Below are 17479 nucleotides of genomic sequence, written 5' to 3' on the forward strand. Positions count from 1 at the left end.
GTCGATGGCCGGACACCACCTGTACGCCTTCGGCTGGTTCGACTTCATTCGTCCCAGGCAGGTTTGACGGTCAGTTGGCGGCGGGGACGCCCGATCCGGTGTCGCCGGAACCGTTGGACGCGGCCGGAGTCTCCGGTGCGGCAGGGTTGGTGGCCGGTGCGGCCGGATTCGCATTGGGGGCAGCGGGATTGGTGGTGGCCGGGGCGGCGGGCTTCGGGATTTCGGGGACGGTGAAGAGGCCGACGGTGGGGAAGACGACGCAGCGGGAGCCGGGGTAGTCGATGGTGCCCCAGAGGGAGGCCACGACTGTGCCTGCACCGGTGTCGACGGTCTTGGAGAGGGCGGGGAGGTTGTATTCGGTCAGTTCGTCGAGGCCGTGGATTCCGCTGCGGCCGTTGGCCACATTGAGCCAGGCGACGCTCAGGCCGGAGGCGAGGGGCATGCCGGAGTGGGCGGGGGCGGCTTGGAAGCGGAGGGTTCCGGGCGGGCCGGCGAGGCCGACGTCCGGGCCGTCGACGCCGGAGACGGCGGAGGCCACGGTCATGGTGAAGGGCAGGTTGCTGCCACAGCCGATGGTGGGGGCGGCGTAGCCGAAGGGAGTGAAGGCGATGTTGTTCAGGTGGGCGGCGGTGACCAGTTGCGCTGCCTTGACGGTGGCGTTCACGCCGGCCTGCGCGTCCTGATTGTCGCCGGCGGCGGCGGTGAGCTGTTCGGTCGCGGTGTCGAGCAGCGTCTTGGGTTCGGCTCCGGCCGGACCGGACGCGATGCTCAGGGCGGCCGCGGTGACAGCGAGGGCTGCCGTGGACGCGGCGCGGCGACGAAGGGTGCTCACTCGTGCTGCTCCTTGCGATTTCGGATGCCGGTGGGTGGCCGGTGATTCGCTTCCGCGCGCGTACGTGACGTGCGCGACAGTCATTCCGCAACGTACCAGCAGTGGCGGAACAGGGCGAGTGGTCGGTGGAGGTGAGCCAGCCGACAGCCCCAGGTTTACCCCGGAGTATGTTGACCACAAGTCAACAGGATCAGCCCTGGGAGTCAGCAATGAAGCTTGCCCTGTCACCGGACGAGGTGAAATTCCGGGACGAACTGCGCGAGTTCTACCGGACCAAGATTCCGGCCGAGATCCGCGACCGCGTGAAGTACGGTCGCGAACTCTCCCGCGAGGACATCGTCACCACCCACCGGATCCTCAACGAGAACGGTCTCGCCGTGCCGAAGTGGCCGGTGCAATGGGGCGGTCGGGACTGGACGCCCATGCAGCGCCACATCTGGGAGGACGAGATGCAGCTGGCATCGGTCCCCGAACCGCTCACCTTCAATGCGCAGATGATCGGACCGGTCATCGCGCAGTTCGGCTCCGAGGAGCTCAAGCAGCGTTTCCTGCCGCCGACCGCCAACCTCGACATCTGGTGGTGCCAGGGCTTTTCCGAGCCGGACGCCGGTTCGGATCTGGCCTCGCTGCGCACCACCGCGGTGCGCGACGGCGACTCCTACATCGTCAACGGCCAGAAGATCTGGACCACGCTGGCCCAGCACGCGGACTGGATCTTCTGCCTGGTGCGCACCGATCCGACGGTGAAGAAGCAGGCCGGCATCTCCATGCTGCTCTTCGATGTGAAATCGCCGGGCGTGACCATTCGCCCGATCAAGCTGATCGACGGCCGCCACGAGGTCAACGAGGTGTTCTTCGAGAACGTCCGGGTGCCCGCCGATCAGCTGGTCGGCGCGGAGAACATGGGCTGGACGTACGCGAAGTTCCTGCTCGGCAACGAGCGCACCGGCATCACCGGTGTGGGCCGCACCAAGGTGAAGCTCGGGCTGGCGAAAGAGTATGCGGCGCAGACCAAGTCGGGCAGCGGCACGCTGCTGGAGGATCCGGTGTTCGCGGCCCGGGTCGCCGAACTGGAGAACGAGCTGCTCGCGCTGGAGCTGACCCTGATGCGCGTGGTGTCGCAGTCCGATGACGGCAAGCCGAATCCGGCCTCCTCGGTGCTGAAACTGCGCGGCACCGAATTGCAGCAGGCCGCCACCGAACTGCTCCTGGACATCGCCGGACCCGACGCGCTGCCGGTGCACGCCGACGACATCGCGTCCCCGGAGTGGGCCCAGCACACCGGCCCCACCTATCTCAACTACCGCAAGACCAGCATCTACGGAGGATCGAACGAGGTGCAGCGCACCATCATCGCCTCCACCATCCTCGGATTGTGAGCTGCCACCATGGATTTCGAACTCACCGATGAACAGGTCATGCTGCGGGACACGGTCCGGGATCTGCTCGCCCGCGCCTACGACCCGGAGACGCGACTGAAGGTCACCGACACCGAACTCGGCTGGAGCCGCGACCTCTGGCATCAGCTCGCCGAATTGGGCGTGCTGGGACTGGCTTTCAGCGAAGCGGACGGCGGTGTCGGGGCCGGGCCGATCGAGGTCATGGTCGTGCTCGAGGAGATCGGCCGCCGGCTGGCTCCGGAACCGCTGCTCGATGCCGTGCTGGTGCCGGGCGGACTGATCGCGCAGGCCGGGACCGCGGAACAGCGGCAGCGCATCCTGCCCGAGGTGGTGGCGGGCGAGAAATTGCTGGCGTTCGCCCATGAAGAGCCCGGTAACCGCTGGCCCGCGATCGAACTGACCACCACGGCGGTCGCGCAGGGCGACGGCTGGGTGCTCACCGGCGTGAAGAACCCTGTGCCGCACGGTGATTGCGCCGACGAATTGGTGGTGAGCGCGACCCTGCCGGCGGGCGGCACCGCCCTGTTCCTGGTGTCCGCGACCGCGGAAGGCGTGTCCCGCAAGCCGTTCCGCACCTTCGACGGCCGCCGCGGCGCGCAGATCGAATTCACGGCGGCTCCGGCCGAACTGCTCGCCGACCGGTCCGCCACCTGCCCGGCCATCGAGGCGGTCACGGTGCGGGCGCACGCGGCCCTGTGCGCGGAATCACTCGGAGCGATGGAAGAGTCCCTCCGCCTGACCACCGAATACCTGAAGACCCGCAAGCAGTTCGGTGTCACGCTGTCCAAGTTCCAGACGCTCACCCAGCGTGCCGCCGATATGTACGTGTCGCTCGAACTGGCGCGCAGCATGAGCTACTACGCCACCGCCGCCCTCGCCGACGATGTCATCGACCCGTCCATCGCCTCCCGCGCCCGCCTGCGCGTGAGCCGGTCGGCCCGCCACATCGGCCAGGAGGCGATCCAGATGCACGGCGGCATCGGCATCACCACCGAGTACCCGGTGAGCCACTACGTAGCCCGCCTGACCGCCATCGGCCGGACCCTCGGCACCGACCTCGACCACCTGCGCGTCCTCACCGACCGCGTCACGGACTACACCCTGGTCGAGATCTGATCCGCCTCCCGCGGTCCCGCGCCCGTTCCGGATTCGGAACGGGCGCGGCCGTTTCCGGTGTGTTCAGACGCCTCGCACGGCCGTGAGGTGCGTCAGCGCGCAGCGCCAGGCGCCGTCGTGCCGAACGAACACATCGGTGGTCCATTCATCGGATTCGATCCGCTGCCCCTGATAGTGCGCGGTGTTGGTGACGCGCACGGTGAGCGTCGCGGTCTCGCCGTACACGCGGATGATCGGGTCGCCCACCGCGTCCATGGCGGAGTGGCTCAGCGTGCCGTCCCGGACCAGATTCAGGAACAGATCGCCGGGCGTGATGCCGTTCTCGCCGGCGAAAATCCAGTCCGGGGTGACGAATCCGGCGATGGCGTCCGCGTCGTTGGCGACGAGCGCGACGAGCCAGGCGTCGTATCTGGCCCGGAGCGCGCGTTCGACGTCGGCGGCCGGCTCGGTGAACGAGGTGGTGGACATGGGTCGACGGTAGGCGCGCAGCGGCCCGCCCGGCTTGGACGAATGGGAACCCGATCGCCCTTCGATGCCCGCCGAAATGCGGTACCGGGTGTGGAGGCATTGTGGGACAGTGCCGATATGGCGGAGGACGCGGTACGGCTGAACGGGAATACGTTGCTGCTGCCGGGTGGGGTGGGGGTGCGGTTCATTCGCACGCTGCGGCTGCCCGAGACGGGGACGCACGCACTGCCGCCGGGGCTCGGGGAGTTTCCGGTGCGACGGGTGCAGGATTACGCGGATTCGGTGCCCGACGAATGGCGCAGGCGTGGCGGGGTGATGCTGCCGATGTATCTGCGGGAGGCCATGTGGTTGCGGTTTTCGGCGAAAGATCCCGCGGCACTGCAGATCGGCGTGGGGAAGGTGTGCGCGGTGTCGGGGAAGCCGTGGAGTGATCGGCTGAGCCGGGATCCGCAGAACTATGTGGTGCTGCCGCGGCAGCCGTGGCTGGACGGGATCAATTCCGGCAAGGGGACTATCCGCCAATTCGTGGCGGTGCCAATGGGATTGGGCGCGACCGTGGAAGGTCAGGTCACCGGCGAAGAGGTGTGGGGCGGGATTCAGCTGCAGAACTTCGCGCTGAACCCCGCCGCCCTGGCCGCGTGGCGGGAGGAGATGGCCTCCGAAGACGTCCGGCACATGACCACGTCCGGCGACGGCATCGACTGGATGGGCGCCGCCCCGGCCGCTGCGCCGCCGCCCGCCCCGCAGGTGGGCGGGTATGGCGCGCAGCCACCGCGTCCGACTCCCGGTTCGGCGGGGCGAACTCGTATGCGCGCCGGCAAGCAGGCCAAGGCGATGGGGCTGGGTGTGGGCGGGACCATGCGGCAGGAGATCTTCGCGGACGAGCGGCCGCTGAGTGATTGGGGCACAACAGCTTCCGGGCGGTTGTTCGTGCACCTGGTGACACCGCCGGATTGGCGGCACATCACCGGTGAGGCGCCGCCGCCGTCGCCGGTGGACCGCGCCGCGTACACGGCGGCCGGGCTGCCCTGGTTCGACTACTTCGATTCCGACGCAACCGATCTCGCACCCGCGGGACCGCTCACCGAGGTGGCCCCGGTGGGGGAGTGGCTGGGTGACGATCACGAGCCGTGGCAGGAACCGGAGCCCGGTCAGGTGAAGCCGCTCGGCAAGCCGGGCAAGCCGGTGCAGGACGGTGACTGGTAGGCCCGAACCTATTCCGGCGACACCGATTCCTCGTCGATCGCCGCGGAGCGTTCCGAGGTGGTCGGCGCGGTGGTCGGGGGTTCGGTGGTGCGTTCCGGTTCGGTGGTGGTCGGCCGGGTGGATTCGGTGGTGGTGCGCTCGGTGGTGGTCGGGCGCGGGCGGGTGGTGCGCGGGGGCCGCGAGGTGGTGGTGCGCGAACTCGTGGTGGTGTCGGCGTCTTCCGGATCCGGGTCGGGTTCGGTGGTTTCCGCGGCCGAGGTGGTGGTGCGCGGCTGGCGCGGTTCGCCGGCGGCCACCCGCCAACTCGGGGAGGGCGGGATCACCACGACCGGGGTGGTGCTGCCGGTGCCGGACGCGGAATTCACCGGCGCCGCTTGCAGATCCGCGTTCAGCGGCGGGGGCGGGACGTAGGTGTCCTGGCCGCCGAGACCGCAGGCGCCGATGAGGACGAGACCGAGCGACACCGCACCGGCCGCGATGGCTGCGCCCGCCAGGGGGGTGGGCAGCCTGCGCGACAGGGTGTCGCCGCGCTCGTCAGCGCCGGCGTTGCTGCCGTCCATGGGTGGCACTCCTGATTCGTCTCGAGTGGGCTCACCCTAACGGAGGCCGCAGTGCGGGGCCAGGTGAGATCCTCGTCCCGAATTCTGGGATGGGGTGGCTCGTTCCGAAAGCCACGAAGATATCTCAAACAGCGATGATTCAGATATCGAATTAGTAAATCCCGCGTGTTGACGGCACGTGTCGTATGGACATTCCGTTGCGGAGCCGTAATGTGTGTCCAAAGTTACACGTGAGACGCCCAGGATTTGCTGAGGGACGCGCCGATGATTCGCTCCCGATGTCGGGCGTCATCGAGGAGTAGATGATGGGTGCCTTTTCGACATCCCCTCTGCGCGCCGCAGCGCGAACCGGGGACGCTACGGCCGCCAAGCCGTCGCGATTGTCGGCAATCCTGGCCCGTACCGTCGCCTGGCTGATCTTCCTCGGCGGAATCACCGGCGCCGTCCTCGGGATCGCCGGCCTACATGTCGAAATCACCGTCGCCGGATTGATTCTCGCGTGCACCGCCGGTCTGGTGCTGCTCAAGCTGCGCGCCGACAGCACCGCCGGCCCGGTCTGACGGACCCGCCCGCCGCGCCGGCCTGCGGAACGCCCGTCAGCGGATAACCCATTCGAACGCTTCGGCTTTCGACCGGCTGCCCTCGGCCGTGCGCGAGCGATTCGGCTCACCCAATTCGGCCAGCAGCCGCTCCGACATCCCCACCAGCGCGGCCAGCGTGCGCGGCTCGAACCAGTCCGGGCGGGTGGCGAACAGCAGATCCTCACTGGAGGTATTGCCGGAGGCTCCGGGCGCGAACGGGCAGCCGCCCAGCCCGCCCAGTGAACCGTCCACCACACCCGCGCCCGCCGCGATCGCGGACAGCGAATTGGCGACACCCATACCCCAGGTGTCGTGGCCGTGGAACACGATTCGATGCGCGGGATCACCCCAGCGCCCGGTGGCCGCCACGCTCGCGATCAGCGCACCCACCTGCCCTGGATGCGCCTGACCCAGGGTGTCGGCGATAACGATGTCGGACGAACCCTCGGCGCGCGGGTCCGCGGCAATGGCCAGCACCCGCGCCGGATCCACCGGTCCGTCGAACGGGCACGTGAAAGCCGTTGCGAGACAGAGCTGAATCCGCCCGCCCGCCGCCCGCGCAATGCGCACGGCATCCGGCATGGCGGCCAGGCTGTCCTCGGTGGTGCGGCCGATATTGGCCTTGTTGTGCGCGTCCGACACCGAGAAGCAGTACTGGAAATTGCGCACACCCGCCGCCGCGGCCTTCTCCACGTGCCGGGGCGTGGCCACCCACACCCAGCTGCGCTCCAGCTCCGCCGGCGTCAGCGCCGACACCAGCTCGAGCGTATTGGCCATGGGCGGCACCAGATCCGGGCGCGCCATGGAACCGATCTCCAATTCCGGCACGCCCAGCGCCAGCAGTTCGCGCACGATCTCGACCTTGCGCTCGGTGGGCAGCACCTTGCCGGTGAGCTGCAGGCCGTCGCGCAGGGTCACATCACGCAGGATGGCGGGCGAATTCACTTGGCCTCCAAGGCATCGATCTCGGCATCGGACTTGCCGAGCAGGCCGGACAGGACTTCGCGGGTGTGCTCGCCCAGATCCGGGCCGACATTGCGGATGGGCAGCGACTGCCCGCCGATCACCGGGACGATGCCGGTGAAGCCGACCTGCTTCGGCTCCGGCTCACCCACGTCCACGGCGAACGGCTGAATCATATTGCGCGCCCGGTACTGTTCGTCGGCCACGATATCGGCGGCGGTGTAGATGGGACCGCACGGAATGGCGGCCTCCTCCAGAATCTTCAGCGCCTCGTCGCGGGTGTGCAGCCGCGTCCATTCGGCGATCGACGCGTCCAGCCGCTCCCGATTGCGCCAGCGGCCCGCATTGTCCTGCAGCTCAGGATCTTTCGCGAGATCCGGGCGCTCGATGACCTGCATGTAGCGCTGGAAGATGGCATCGCCATTGCCGCCGATGATGATGCTGAAACCATCACTGGTCGGGTACGCGTTGCTGGGGGCGATGCCCTCCATACGCCCGCCCACCCGCTCGCGATTGATGCCGTAGGCGAGATAGTCGGGCACCAGCGACTCCATCACCGACAGAATGGATTCATTGAGCGCGACGTCGATGATGCGCTGCTCCAAGGGAACTCGCTCGACTCGCTCGCGCTGGAACAGGGCCATGACGGTGCCGAAGGCGGCGTAGATGCCCGCGATGGAATCACCGATGGACACGCCCACGCGCACCGGCGGCCGATCCGGATCGCCCACGAGTTCGCGCAAACCGCCGACGGCCTCGGCCACCGCCGCGAAGCCCGGCCGCTGCGACAGTGGGCCGGTCTGCCCGTACGCGGAGATCCGCGTGATCACCAGATTCGGATTGGCGGCATTGAGAACCTCCGGCCCGAGCCCCCACTTCTCCAGCATCCCCGGCCGGAAATTCTCCAGCAGTACATCGCACTTCTCGATCAGCTCGAGCACGATCGCCCGCCCCGCCTCGGTGCGCAGATCCAGTGTGATGGACTTCTTGTTCCGGTTGACCGTCCGATACAGCATCGAGGTGTCGCCACCGTAGAGCCGCCAGTTTCGCAGCTCATCACCCGTTTTCGGGCGCTCCACCTTGATCACCTCGGCCCCGAAATCCCCGAGGATGCGTCCCGCCGTGGGCGCCGCGACGTAATTGCCCAGTTCCAGTACGCGCACACCGTCGAGCGGCCGAATCTCCATGGTCACAGAGTGAACGATAGTGCTCCGGCCTGCACTGACCGTATGGATCCCGGCCAAATGCATGCCGGGATGACGAGGGCCGGTGCGACGGACAGAGAGTCGTGGTGTCCGTCGCACCGGCTGCGCGGTTCGGCCGTGGTGCGCGCAAGAGCATCACGACCGGACCACGAACAAGGATGTCAGGCGGCGCGGGGCGCGACCTCTTCGACGATGGAGTAGTGCTCGGCATTGCCGGTGATGATGGTGCTGGGTTCACCGTGCACGTCCACCGGGACATCCCCGGCGAGCGTAATGCGGGTGAGCCGCCGCGGCTGACCGTCGTAGTCGTCGATGGCGTAGTGCTGGGTGGCGCGGTTGTCCCAGATCGCCACATCGCCGAGCTGCCAGTTCCAGCGAGTCGTGTTCTCCAGCTTGGTGACTCGATTTTGCAGCAGTTGGAACAGCGTCTGCGATTCGGCGGCCGTGAACCCGGCGAAGTTCTTCACGAAATGGCCGAGCAGCAGGGCGCGTTCGCCGGTGACCGGGTGCACGCGCACCACCGGATGCTCGGTCTCGTAGTAGGTGGACTCGAACTCCTCGCGGTAGGCCTTGATGTTCGCGGTCACCTGCTCGTTCTCGCCGCGTGCCACCTCGGTGCGATCGGCCGCGTAGTCGTAGGCATTGGTGTGGCGGGCGCGCAGGTTCTCGACGAGCGCCTTGAGCGGGTCGGGCAGCGCCTCGTAGGCGGCGACGGTCGAGGCCCACGTGGTGGAGCCGCCGTACGGGGGCAGGTGCACGGCGCGCAGGATGGACGCCTTCGGAATCCGGTCCACGAAGGTGACATCGGTGTGCCAGCTGTTGGCGCGGCCGTACTCCGAATCGATCGGCAGCGTCTTGACGCCCTTGGACGTGACGGTCGGATGCGGGGTGGTGGGTGAGCCGAGCAGCTGCGCGAACTCGTACTGGCCGTCCTCGGTGAGGTGTTCCTGCCCGCGGAAGAAGATGACCTTGTGCTCGTGCAGGGCGTCCTGAATCTTCTGCACGGTCACCGAATCCAGGTCACCGCCGAGGCGCACACCGTCGATGCGCGCGCCAATCTTGCTGCCCAGCTTCACAACTGTCACGGTGGAAGTGTCGGAGGCGTAGTCGACGGACATGCCAACCCTCTCGCTCGCATTGTGGTGATCACCGGCTCGATTGCGCCGGTGCCCTCACTTCACCACTGCAGAGCGCCTGCAAATAGGGTTGCATTCAGCAGGATTGAAAGCCGCTATCCGACGTGTTCGCGCAGGTACGCCAGATCCTCCGCGACCCCGTCGCCCGGCGTCTCCAGCACGATCGGCCCGTCCACCGCCTTGCACACCTCGACCAGCAGCTGCGGGTCGATGGTGCCGTCGGCGAGGTTGGCATGCCGGTCCGCGCCCGAATTGAACTCGTCGCGAGAGGAGTTCAGGTGCACCAGGTCGATCCGGCCGGTGATGGCCTTGATGCGCTCGACGATCCCGAGCAGCTCCTCGCCACCGGCCCACGCGTGACAGGTGTCGAGGCAGAAGCCCGCCCCGAAATCGCCCACGGCATCCCACAGCCGGCCGATATCGTCGAAATGCCGTGCCATGGCATGGTTTCCGCCCGCGGTGTTCTCGATGAGAATCGGCACCGCGAAGCCGCCCTTGTCCTCCTGCCGCTGGAAGAGTTTGCGCCAGTTGAGGATGCCCTCCACCATCTCCTCGTCCTTGCGCACGTGGCCGCCGTGCACCACCAGCCCGAACGCCCCCAGCTCGGCTGCGGCCTGCGCCTGCAACGCCACAGCATTGCGCGAGGGCATCCGCAGGCGATTGTTCAGGCTCGCCACATTGATCTGATAGGAGGAGTGCACCACCACATCGATCGGACTGGCCTTGATCTCCGCGGCGAGGGGATGCGGGGCGGGTTTGTCCCAGCTCTGCGGATCCACCACGAACATCTGGATCACATCGGCGCCGAGTTTCTCGCCGAAACCGATCGGGTCGCTGTCCATCCGGACATGGGCTCCAAGACGCATGAGGCCCAGCGTATAGCCGACCACCGACACTTCACCGGCGGTACAAGCGAACGTTCAGTGTTGCGCAAGCGGGATGGGTGGAGATAGTTCGGTAGACAATCGAGCGCTGGGCTATGGTTCTGGTGGTTTCCGGATCGGCCCGAGCTCGATCACGCCGATCGTTTGCGGTACATCGTGCGCTGGTGGGTCCCGGCGGGTGATGTGGGAAGTGAGAGCTGAGTCATGTTGTCCAACGGTGACGTTTTCGCCGGGTATGTCATCGAGCGGACGCTGGGTCGCGGGGGCATGGGTTCGGTGTATCTGGCCAAGCATCCGCGGCTGCCGCGAATGACGGCCCTGAAGTTGTTGAACCGGGAAATGGTGTTCGACAAGGAGATTCGCGCGCGCTTCGAGCGCGAGGCGGATCTGGTGTCCGGGCTGGATCACCACAATATCGTCACCGTGTACGACCGCGGGCTCGAAGACGGGCAGCTGTGGATCTCCATGCAGTACATCGACGGCGTGGACGCCTCGAGCGTGAATCCGCAGGCGCTGCCGCCGGAACGGGCCGTGCAGATCGTCGCCGAAACCGCGGACGCCCTCGACTACGCGCACCGCAACGAGGTGCTGCACCGCGACGTCAAACCCGCCAATATCCTGCTCGCGCGCTCCACCGGCGGCAAGGGCGAACGCGTCTATCTCACCGACTTCGGCATCGCCCGGCTGCGTGACGAGACCAGCAACCTCACCCAGACCGGAACCTTCACCGCGACCCTCGCCTACGCCTCGCCCGAACAGCTGACCGGCTCCGCACTCGACGGCCGCTCCGACCAGTACTCGCTGGCATGCACGCTGTTCTGGCTGCTCACCGGGTCCGGCCCGTTCCAGGCCACCAACCCGGCCGCGGTCATTCAGGGGCACCTGCAGAATCCGCCGCCGCCGGCCGCCAATCTGCGGCCCGGCCTGCCGCCCGCGCTGGACATGGTGATCGCCAAGGCCATGGCCAAGCGGCCCGAGGACCGCTTCGCCAGCTGCAGCGAATTCGCCGCCGCCGCGCGCCGCGCCCTCGCCGCGCCCAGCGCGCCGGCCATGCCGCTGGTGAATCCGCGCACCGCGCCGCCGATGCCGTTCGCCAATACCGGCGGCGCCAACCCGACGGTCGGGCCCATGACGGGCGGCCCGACCCCCACCGCCGCGCCCATGACCGGCGGGCCCATGCAGACCGCCGGGCCGCGCACCGCCGGGCCGAATCCGACGGCCGCGCCCGTGCCGTATCCGACCATGGTCAATACGGCCACCCCGCCGCCGCAGCCGGTCGCGGGCTTCACGCCGAACCGGCCGACGAACCAGTACACGACGCCGGGCTACAACTACAGCAATCCGGGCAATGCCACCGTGCCGCCGCCGGGTGTGCCGCCGGGCATGGGGCAGGCCGGTCCGCGTCCGCCCATGCCGCCGCGAAAGTCCAACACCGGTTTGATCATCGGGGCCATCCTGGGTGTGCTGGTGCTGGCCATCGTGGTTGTGGTGGTGGTGGCCGCGGCCGGTGACGACAGCGGGAACGGCAGCGCCGGCGGGACGACCACGACCACCGTCAGCACCAACGGTTCCAGCCCGTCCAACGCGGACCTCACCTGGTCGACGGTCAGCCAGGAATTCCCGCGCATGGTGCCCTCCACCAAGAGCGGCGAGGACGGCTACAACGGCGCCACCTGCTGGCTGGCCGACGCGAGCAGCCCGCCGGAGGCCGACGAGGGCGAACCCGACTTCGGCAACTGGACGGTCCAGTGGCGCTGCTTCGGCGGTGGCAACAACGAGGACCCCTTCTACCGCATCTACGGCTACGACTCCTCCGCCGACGTGCAGTCGGTGGTGAGCGGACTGACCTCGGCCAAGAAGTCCACCGACACCAACGGCGGCAATACCTACACCAACTACCAGTTCACCGACCAGAGCCGCCCGCGCATGGTCACCAACTTCACCGGCGACAGTGACCGCGCGCAAATGCTCATGTACACAGATGGGGTGGTGGGCAGCATCGACGAGGTGCTGCGCTGGTGGCGATCCGCGCCACTGAACTGACGAGAGGGATCTGTGCTGCGCGCTGGTGAGGTATTCGCCGGATATGTCATCGAACGCGAACTCGGCCGCGGCGGCATGGGTTCGGTCTACCTGGCACAGCATCCCCGTCTGCCACGCCGCACGGCCCTGAAACTGCTGAACCGGGAACTGTTCGACGACACCGAGATCCGCGCCCGCTTCGACCGCGAAGCCGATCTGGTGGCGCGGCTGGAACATCCGCACATCGTGCCGGTCTACGACCGCGGCATCGAGGGCGACCGGCGCTGGATCTCCATGCGCTACATCGACGGATGCGACGCCGCCTCCCTCGAACCCCTCGAGGTGGCGCCGGACCGCGCGCTGCGCATCATCACGAGCGTCGCGCAGGCCCTGGACTTCGCGCACCGCAACGACGTGCTGCACCGCGACGTCAAACCCGCCAACATCCTGCTCGAGCGCGATGTGGCCGAAGAACGGGTCTACCTCGCCGACTTCGGAATCGCCCGCCTGCGTGACGATTCCGCCCGCCTCACCCAGACCGGCACCGTCACCGCCACCCTCGCCTACGCCGCACCCGAACAACTCGCCGGCCTGCCGGTGGACCACCGCTGCGACCAATACGCGCTGGCCTGCACCCTGTACTGGCTGCTCACCGGAACCACCCCGTTCGCCGGTGACAACGCGCCCGCCATCATCGCGGGCCACCTGCACCGAGAACCGCCGCCGCTCAACACTTTCCGCCGCCTGCCCCCGGCACTGGACGCCGTGCTGGCTCGCGGCCTGGCCAAAAACCCTGCGGCACGGTTCGATTCGTGCGCGGAGTTCGCCGCCGCGGCCCGGCAGGCCGCGGGTGGAGTGTCCGCGCCCATGGCCGCCGGGTCGGTCACCCGGCCGCGCAACGGACACAGCCTGCCGCCCGTCGGCGCGGTCACCGCACCGTCCGGTGCGCGACCTCCCACCGCAGGTGGTCCGAACGGAACGCGGCCCGCGTCGCCGCCGTCCGCAAGGCCGATGAGTCCGGCATCGCCCGTGCGACAGGCCACCCCGGTCGAGTCGGCCCGCCCGCTCACCCCGCAGCAGCCCGGACGGCAGGTCGCGCAATCCGCTCCGGCGCGGCAGTTCACGCCACCCGGATCAGGGGTGCCCGCGTCGTCCGATGCGCGGCCGCCGCTCGAATCGGCAACGCCCGCACGCGTTTCCGGGCGATCGGCTGCCGTGCGGAACTCGTCGCCGGCGCGGCCCGCCGCGCCCGGTTCGACCGGACCGCGCGCGACACCGCCTCCGGTGCGCCGCAAGCGCCGCTCGTGGAAGCGAGGCTGCCTGATCGGGACGGTGGGGATCGTCGTCGCGCCGGTGCTCGTGGTCGCGGGCTGCCTCGCCGTGCTCGATGCGGTGTCCTCCGATGATCCGGGCGGGTCGGGGGTGACCACGACCGCCGTCGAGCCCGCGCCGTATACCGGGGACGCGGGGCAGCCCGGGGAAGCGGTTGTGCCCACCGAGGCGCCCACGGGGACGACCACCGTCGAGACTGCGCCGGAACCGGGGCACTACGGGTACACCGTGACGCCCGGTGCGGAAACCGGGGTGCCCGCCACGCGAACCGGGGTGCCCGTGCCCGCGCCCGGCTACTGACAATGCACCCCGGCCGATCGGTCTTTCCTATGGACATTCTGTGGGTGTCGGTATCCGGGTGATCCCGGATGGCATCCGCGCAGGAAGCTAGACACACTGGACAGCATGACTTCGAACGTCTCGGAATCCGTCACCCTGGGCAAGGGCGCGGCCCCGGTCGCCGCCCGAGCGACCGATCTGGTGAAGATCTACGGCTCGGGCGACACACAGGTAAGGGCCCTCGACGGGGTGTCGGCCGAGTTCGCGCGGGGCGAATTCACCGCCATCATGGGGCCGTCCGGCTCCGGGAAATCGACGCTCATGCACTGCCTGGCCGGGCTGGACGCGGCCACCGCGGGCGCTGTCCACATCGGCGACACCGATCTGACCCGGCTCTCCGACAAGCAGATGACAAAGCTGCGGCGCGACCGCATCGGGTTCGTCTTCCAGGCGTTCAACCTGGTGCCGACACTCACGGCCCTGGAGAACATCACGCTGCCGCTCGATATCGCGGGCCGCAAACCCGACGACGAGTGGCTGTCCACCGTCACCAAGCGACTCGGGCTCACCGACCGGCTCACCCACCGGCCCAGCGAACTGTCCGGCGGCCAGCAGCAGCGCGTGGCGTGCGCGCGGGCGCTGGCGGGCAAGCCGGACATCATCTTCGGTGACGAACCCACCGGCAACCTGGACTCGCGATCCTCCGGCGAGGTGCTGTCCATCCTGCGCGCCGCCGTCGACGAATTCGGGCAGACCGTGGTCATCGTGACCCACGATCCGCGCGCCGCCTCCTACGCCGACCGCGTGGTGTTCCTCGCCGACGGCCGCATCGTCGACGAATTGCGCTCGCCCACCGCCGATTCCGTGCTCGACAAGATGAAGTCGCTGGAGACCGTCTGATGTCCGGAAGTCCGATGCGCAAGGTCGCCTTGCGCAATCTCGCCGCGCACAAGGTGCGGCTGGTGCTCACCCTGCTCTCGGTGGTGCTCGGAACCGCCTTCATCGCAGGGTCTTTCGTGTTCACCGACACGCTGCAGAAGACCTTCGACGACATCTTCGCCAATCAGGCCAAGGGCGTCGACGTCCGAGTCAGCCCGAAAGAGCAGATGGCGCAGGGCATTCCGGTGACCCTGGTGCCGAAGGTGCAGGAGATGAACGGGGTGCAGACCGTCGCCCCCGGCATCAACGGGCCCATCTCGCTGCTCAAGGACGGCAAATTCGTGCAGACCGGCGGCGCGCCGACCATAGGTCAGGCGTACCTGCCGCCGGGGCAGGCCGTCGCGCAGCCGGAGAAGTTCGTCGAGGGCGCACCACCCAGCGAAGCCGGGCAGGTCGCCATCAACCGGGGTGGCGCGGACCGGGCCGGGTTGCACGTGGGTGACCGGGTCAAGGTGGTGACGCCCGCGAAGGGCGATGTCGAAGCCACCATCTCCGGCGTCTACGAATACGAAGGCGGCGGCAGCACCGGCGGATTCATCGGCCTGCAGTTCGTGGAGAACCAGGCTCGTGAGCTGTTCACCGACGGCAAGCACGTCGCCTACCTCGACATCGCCACGAAGCCCGGCGTGAACCCCGACCAGGTGCGCGACGAAATCGCCACGGCCCTGCCCGATTACAAGGTGCAGAACGGCGACCAGGTGCGCGAGGAGATGAAGCAGCAGCTCGGTGACGCGCTGAAGTTCATCAACTACTTCCTGCTCGCCTTCGGCGCCATCGCGCTCATCGTGGGCACGTTCATCATCTACAACACCTTCTCCATGCTGGTGGCGCAGCGGCTGCGGGAACTGGCGCTGCTGCGGGCCGTCGGCGCGAGCAGCGGGCAGGTCGGTCGCTCGGTGGTCGGCGAGGCGCTGATCGTCGGAATCATCGGCAGCGCACTGGGTCTCGCGGCCGGCGTCGGACTGGCCTTCGGCTTGTCGGCGCTGCTCAATGCCTTCGATCTGGGGCTGCCGACCGGCACCATGGCGGTGCTGCCGCGCACCGTGCTCGTGGCCATGCTGGTCGGTGTGGTGGTGACCGTGGTCAGCGCTTACGCGCCGGCCCGCCGCGCGGCCACCATTCCGCCGGTCGAGGCCATGCGGGAGGAATTCGCTTCCGACACCGATCCCAAACGCCGGTGGGTGCGGGTGGGCATCGGCTCGGCCATGACCGTCGCCGGTGTGGCGCTGGTGGTGATCGGGGCGCAGGGCACCGGCGGGAACGCGGCGCTGACCGTCGGAATCGGAGCGCTGGCACTGATTCTCGCGGTGCTGTTGCTGTCGCCGGCACTGTCCAAGCCGGTGATTCGCGTCCTTGGCGTGCTGGTGATTCCGTTCGGCCCGATCGGGCGGATGGCGCGCAACAATGCCGTGCGCAATCCGCGGCGCACCGCCGCCACCGCCTTCGCGCTCACGCTGGGACTCATGCTGGTGTCGGCCATCGGCATGCTCGGCGCGTCCGCCAAGGCGAGCATCGGCGAGTTGGTGGACAAGGGCGTGAAGGGCGACTACATGCTCTCGGGCCCGCCCAACAGCCTGATCGGGGTGCCGTTGCAGGCCACCGATGAGGTGAGAAAGGTGCCCGGCGTACAGGACGTGGTGGCCTTCCACGGCGCGCAGATCAAGATCGACGGAAAGATGATCTACGCGACGGTGCCCGAGGGACCGATGAACACGGTCATGAACTACGACATCAAGCAGGGCACCGACACGCTCGGGGCCAACGACATCCTGGTGTCGGAAACCTTTGCTGCCGACCATGACTGGTCCGCCGGGCAGACCGTCGAGATCACCGGGCTCGACGCCAAGAAGTACCCGGTCACAGTGAGCGGCATCTACAAGGACACGCCGCTGCTGCAGAACGTGGTCACCTCCATGCCGCTCTACGAGCAGCTGGTGCCCACCAACTATCAGAGCAGCTTCGTGCTGATCATGAAGGCCGCGCCGGGCGCGAATCTGGACACCATGCGCACCGATCTCACCAAGATCGCCGAACAGTACGGCAACGTGCAGGTGATGGACCGGGAAGACTACAAGGGCGTCCAGGGCGCGCAGATCGACACCATGCTCGCCATCCTCTACGGGCTGCTCGCGCTCGCCGTGGTGATCGCCATCCTCGGCATCGTCAACACCCTGGCGCTGTCGGTGGTGGAGCGGCGGCGCGAGATCGGCATGCTGCGCGCGGTCGGCATGCAGCGGCCGCAGATGCGGCGCAGCATCTACCTGGAATCCATGCTGATCGCCATCTTCGGCGCGATCGTCGGCGTGGTGCTGGGGCTCGGTCTCGGCGTCGGATTCCTGCGCACGCTACAGGATCTGGGCCTCGACACCATCGCGGTGCCGTGGGGCCAGATCGTGCTCATGCTCATCGCCTCCGGTGCGGTGGGCGTGCTGGCGGCGCTGTGGCCCGGCATCCGGGCGGCGCGCACACCGCCGCTGGCGGCCATCGCGGACCTGTGATGAGCACCGCCGACCTGTGAGCGTCACCGCGCGGCGCCAGTCCCTATCCGTCGCGCGG

General features: G+C 68.2%; 15 protein-coding genes. 8 read left to right on the forward strand and 7 right to left on the reverse strand.

The window, feature by feature from the left end; all coding sequences use genetic code 11:
- Positions 1-70: 70 nt before the first annotated feature.
- A complete protein-coding gene (locus H0264_RS12050) occupies positions 71-832 on the reverse strand; it encodes a hypothetical protein (RefSeq protein WP_181584038.1) in 762 nt (253 codons plus the stop codon).
- Positions 833-1041: 209 nt separating this feature from the next.
- On the opposite strand from H0264_RS12050, the gene H0264_RS12055 reads away from it, so the two are divergent.
- Positions 1042-2211 (forward strand): acyl-CoA dehydrogenase family protein, encoded by a 1170-nt coding sequence (locus H0264_RS12055; protein ID WP_181584039.1) that lies wholly within the window; start codon positions 1042-1044, stop codon positions 2209-2211.
- Between the two features lie 9 nt (positions 2212-2220).
- Positions 2221-3348, forward strand: a complete 1128-nt coding sequence (locus tag H0264_RS12060; protein ID WP_181584040.1) for an acyl-CoA dehydrogenase family protein — start codon at positions 2221-2223, stop codon at positions 3346-3348.
- Between the two features lie 63 nt (positions 3349-3411).
- On the opposite strand, the gene H0264_RS12065 is transcribed toward H0264_RS12060, so the two are convergent.
- On the reverse strand, positions 3412-3816 hold the full coding sequence (locus tag H0264_RS12065) for a nuclear transport factor 2 family protein (protein WP_181584041.1): 405 nt from the start codon (positions 3814-3816) through the stop codon (positions 3412-3414).
- Between the two features lie 117 nt (positions 3817-3933).
- Between H0264_RS12065 and H0264_RS12070 the strand changes: the two genes are divergently transcribed.
- Positions 3934-5022, forward strand: coding sequence for a hypothetical protein (locus H0264_RS12070; protein WP_181584042.1), 1089 nt, complete (start codon positions 3934-3936; stop codon positions 5020-5022).
- Between the two features lie 8 nt (positions 5023-5030).
- Here the strand turns inward: H0264_RS12070 and H0264_RS12075 are convergent, their stop codons facing one another.
- On the reverse strand, positions 5031-5582 hold the full coding sequence (locus H0264_RS12075) for a hypothetical protein (protein ID WP_181584043.1): 552 nt from the start codon (positions 5580-5582) through the stop codon (positions 5031-5033).
- A gap of 305 nt (positions 5583-5887) precedes the next feature.
- On the opposite strand from H0264_RS12075, the gene H0264_RS12080 reads away from it, so the two are divergent.
- Positions 5888-6142 (forward strand): hypothetical protein, encoded by a 255-nt coding sequence (locus H0264_RS12080; RefSeq protein ID WP_181586146.1) that lies wholly within the window; start codon positions 5888-5890, stop codon positions 6140-6142.
- A gap of 36 nt (positions 6143-6178) precedes the next feature.
- Here the strand turns inward: H0264_RS12080 and H0264_RS12085 are convergent, their stop codons facing one another.
- The 4 genes from H0264_RS12085 to H0264_RS12100 form a co-directional block, all read right to left on the reverse strand.
- Complete coding sequence (locus H0264_RS12085; protein WP_181584044.1) at positions 6179-7108, reverse strand: beta/alpha barrel domain-containing protein; 930 nt, start codon at positions 7106-7108, stop codon at positions 6179-6181.
- Positions 7105-8313 carry a CaiB/BaiF CoA transferase family protein gene (locus H0264_RS12090; protein WP_181585480.1) on the reverse strand — a complete coding sequence of 403 codons (1209 nt, stop codon included), beginning with the start codon at positions 8311-8313 and terminating at the stop codon, positions 7105-7107. The genes H0264_RS12085 and H0264_RS12090 overlap by 4 nt, the downstream gene beginning before the upstream one ends.
- 179 nt (positions 8314-8492) lie before the next feature.
- The gene (locus H0264_RS12095; protein WP_181584045.1) at positions 8493-9449 is read right to left on the reverse strand and encodes a TauD/TfdA dioxygenase family protein; all 957 of its coding nucleotides are present in this window, start codon (positions 9447-9449) and stop codon (positions 8493-8495) included.
- A 113-nt stretch (positions 9450-9562) separates the two neighbouring features.
- Positions 9563-10333 carry a deoxyribonuclease IV gene (locus H0264_RS12100; protein ID WP_181584046.1) on the reverse strand — a complete coding sequence of 257 codons (771 nt, stop codon included), beginning with the start codon at positions 10331-10333 and terminating at the stop codon, positions 9563-9565.
- Positions 10334-10555: 222 nt separating this feature from the next.
- Between H0264_RS12100 and H0264_RS12105 the strand changes: the two genes are divergently transcribed.
- The 4 genes from H0264_RS12105 (at position 10556) to H0264_RS12120 (ending at position 17421) form a co-directional block, all read left to right on the forward strand.
- Entirely contained in the window at positions 10556-12394 is a 1839-nt protein-coding gene (locus H0264_RS12105) for a serine/threonine protein kinase (RefSeq protein ID WP_181584047.1), read from the forward strand.
- A 12-nt stretch (positions 12395-12406) separates the two neighbouring features.
- Complete coding sequence (locus H0264_RS12110) at positions 12407-14005, forward strand: serine/threonine-protein kinase (protein ID WP_181584048.1); 1599 nt, start codon at positions 12407-12409, stop codon at positions 14003-14005.
- A 105-nt stretch (positions 14006-14110) separates the two neighbouring features.
- Entirely contained in the window at positions 14111-14884 is a 774-nt protein-coding gene (locus H0264_RS12115; RefSeq protein WP_181584049.1) for an ABC transporter ATP-binding protein, read from the forward strand.
- Complete coding sequence (locus tag H0264_RS12120; protein ID WP_231083073.1) at positions 14884-17421, forward strand: ABC transporter permease; 2538 nt, start codon at positions 14884-14886, stop codon at positions 17419-17421. The genes H0264_RS12115 and H0264_RS12120 overlap by 1 nt, the downstream gene beginning before the upstream one ends.
- Positions 17422-17479: the final 58 nt, after the last annotated feature.

The organism is Nocardia huaxiensis (assembly GCF_013744875.1).
Lineage (GTDB): Bacteria > Actinomycetota > Actinomycetes > Mycobacteriales > Mycobacteriaceae > Nocardia > Nocardia huaxiensis.

Coding starts and splice junctions, on each gene's coding strand:
- H0264_RS12055 (WP_181584039.1), top strand. CDS start 1,042: ATGAAGCTTGCCCTGTCACCGGACGAGGTGAAATTCCGGGACGAACTG.
- H0264_RS12060 (WP_181584040.1), top strand. CDS start 2,221: ATGGATTTCGAACTCACCGATGAACAGGTCATGCTGCGGGACACGGTC.
- H0264_RS12065 (WP_181584041.1), bottom strand. CDS start 3,816: ATGTCCACCACCTCGTTCACCGAGCCGGCCGCCGACGTCGAACGCGCG.
- H0264_RS12070 (WP_181584042.1), top strand. CDS start 3,934: ATGGCGGAGGACGCGGTACGGCTGAACGGGAATACGTTGCTGCTGCCG.
- H0264_RS12075 (WP_181584043.1), bottom strand. CDS start 5,582: ATGGACGGCAGCAACGCCGGCGCTGACGAGCGCGGCGACACCCTGTCG.
- H0264_RS12080 (WP_181586146.1), top strand. CDS start 5,888: ATGGGTGCCTTTTCGACATCCCCTCTGCGCGCCGCAGCGCGAACCGGG.
- H0264_RS12090 (WP_181585480.1), bottom strand. CDS start 8,313: ATGGAGATTCGGCCGCTCGACGGTGTGCGCGTACTGGAACTGGGCAAT.
- H0264_RS12095 (WP_181584045.1), bottom strand. CDS start 9,449: ATGTCCGTCGACTACGCCTCCGACACTTCCACCGTGACAGTTGTGAAG.
- H0264_RS12100 (WP_181584046.1), bottom strand. CDS start 10,333: ATGCGTCTTGGAGCCCATGTCCGGATGGACAGCGACCCGATCGGTTTC.
- H0264_RS12105 (WP_181584047.1), top strand. CDS start 10,556: ATGTTGTCCAACGGTGACGTTTTCGCCGGGTATGTCATCGAGCGGACG.
- H0264_RS12115 (WP_181584049.1), top strand. CDS start 14,111: ATGACTTCGAACGTCTCGGAATCCGTCACCCTGGGCAAGGGCGCGGCC.
- H0264_RS12120 (WP_231083073.1), top strand. CDS start 14,884: ATGTCCGGAAGTCCGATGCGCAAGGTCGCCTTGCGCAATCTCGCCGCG.